1 protein-coding gene and 1 pseudogene are annotated in these 2,249 nt (G+C 52.2%); both read left to right on the top strand.

Features of this window, described 5'->3' with window-relative positions; translation table 11 throughout:
- Positions 1-410 precede the first annotated feature (410 nt).
- Positions 411-1,514 carry a hypothetical protein gene (locus JIN81_RS18710; RefSeq protein ID WP_200283593.1) on the top strand — a complete coding sequence of 368 codons (1,104 nt, stop codon included), beginning with the start codon at positions 411-413 and terminating at the stop codon, positions 1,512-1,514.
- Between the two features lie 475 nt (positions 1,515-1,989).
- Positions 1,990-2,249: pseudogene (locus tag JIN81_RS18705) on the top strand (sialate O-acetylesterase); the annotation flags it as partial.

The raw sequence follows: 2,249 nt of genomic DNA, 5'->3' as shown, positions 1-2,249 counted from the left end.
TCCGGAAAACCCTTTGATCCAACCCGCCATCTCCAGCATCAACCTCAACCCGAAATATCCCGAAAATCCCCCTTGATTCCATCACCGTAACTGACTCCTTCGAGACCCCTTCGACGAAAGCTGGGAACGCTGAGAAGCTTCGTCGCCGAGCCGACGTGGAGCGCGATTATCGAAAATATGGTGAACGTTGGTCATGGAATCGGCCCAACTGCCGAAGTAACGAAGCTTCGTCAAATTCTTTCTGAAAGATGAGGTCTTGTATCCTTGTCTTCAGGGCCCGGTCTTGTTGCGAGATATTGTGACTCAATGATTACATTCAGATCCATCGACATTAATCAGGTTTCAGAAGGGTGCTTGCAATCAAAAGATTATTAGAAAATTCTCATTAAGACCTCGCTTCTGGATAAAAGATGACCGTTAAGCACTATTTGTATTTGGTTGGCTGCGTAGCTGTAGGAGCATGGATATTTAAGATTACCGACATAAGCGGTAATTTTATAGAAGATGGAAATCAGCAACAAGCGATTGAGGAAAGCGAGACCGTGGGTAGTGTCGCTGTTAGGCCATCGATCAAAACTGAAGCAAAGAAGCTGTGCGGTGCTATCGATAGCGGTGACAGGATTTTCTTAGCTAGTTTTTTGGAAGACTGGTCCAATCGAAGCCCAGGACAACGAAGGGCCCTCAGTCGTCAACTGATCGAGTTGGAAGACGCACCCAAATTCTTGGGCGAATGGCTGGACGAGCATGAACCGAACACAGCGCTGAAAGAAGCAATCATTGCGGCTCTGTTGATCAGAAAGCATGCAGACAAGGACGAGGCTCTGCTTCCAGATTTGGAAATCAACACCGACGTTGGCCGATTAGTCTTCGCCGAAGCGCTCTTCCGAAATGACGATAGTATACTACAGATAGATGGCGTGCTTCAGGTTGCACCGCTAGAGCTTCCCGATTCAACGACTATCGACGCCGCGTCGACTGCAATCCAGATTGCCCACTTCGAGGGAAAGTCAGTGATTACTATGATGACTGAGGCGTCTCCTGAGTTTAGGCAGCTGCTTGAGCTGGGCTTGGCGAGCTACTTTGAGAATGACCGACCACTTTACGCTTTTGGGTCCGAAGATGATTTGAGAGAGATTTTTGAGGTGGTCGATAGCCGAGTTGAAGAGGCCTACTTTGGATCAGTTGTAAGAATGTCCGAAGATGTTGGTGCCTATATCGATGAACGGCCCTGGTTAAGTTCGAGCCAGTTACAAGTCATCGCTGACCATTGGGGAAAAACAGCACCTGAGACATCAAGCGCTTGGTCAGCAAGGAGGGGAGATGTCGAGATGTTCAAGCTCTCGTTTCGCGGCTTCTTAGTGAAGGACTCTATGCAGGCCACGGGGTGGCTAAAGAACGCGAAGCTAAGCGATGATCTGCGCAATGAAGCATATCGACAAACATGGAAATACCTCATGGCAGAAGGGCTTGAAGGAGAAGCGGAGCATTTCAAGGTGCCAGAGCTATCTGAATAGATATATCGGCGGGGTCAGCCCTAGATTTCGACCATTAGAAGCTTGGCAGCAGTCGTCTCAGGGGGAACTCAGTGGTCGACCCCGTTTTTCAAGCATTCCTCGGTGAGGGCTTGGGCCGCGGTTGGGTCAGTCTTAACGCGATGAGATCGGGTCGGAGACGATGAACGTGCCTGGAAGCCTCTTCACGTCAAAGGGGTCCGTCAAAGGGGTCAGTCCCGCGTCAAAGGGGTCAGTCCCGTTTTTTAATCATTCGACTGAACAGGATGTAAGAAGCTTAGCCGAGCCTCAGGGCAGCCCCCCCTGACTAGATGCCCAAAGCCAAGCCGGAAGCGAAGACGTGCGGGCTGGATGCGCTGATTCCCCGACCGCGCGATAAGCCCGATCCGAACCCGCCGTAGATGGATCTCTTCGACTCACAAACACAGCGGAGACCGCTAACTCCAGCCCCTCAACCCTTCCCACTCGGCCCTTGTCCATGAAACCCACCGCCACCTTCCTCACCTTCCTCACCTTCCTCACCTCCCTCCTCCTCGCCACCGTCTGCGCCGAAGCCAAGCCGCTCAAGGTCTTCATCCTCGCCGGCCAATCGAACATGGAGGGCCACGCCCGCGTCGAGACTTTTGAATACATCGGCGACGATCCCGCCACCGCGCCCTTGCTCAAGATGATGCGCGGACCCGACGGCCAACCCGCCGTCGCTGAAAATGCCTGGATCTCCTACCTAACCGGTCATCA

Source organism: Haloferula rosea (assembly GCF_016595525.1).
Taxonomy (GTDB): domain Bacteria; phylum Verrucomicrobiota; class Verrucomicrobiia; order Verrucomicrobiales; family Akkermansiaceae; genus Haloferula; species Haloferula rosea.
This window is presented reverse-complemented; position numbering and strand designations above follow the sequence as displayed.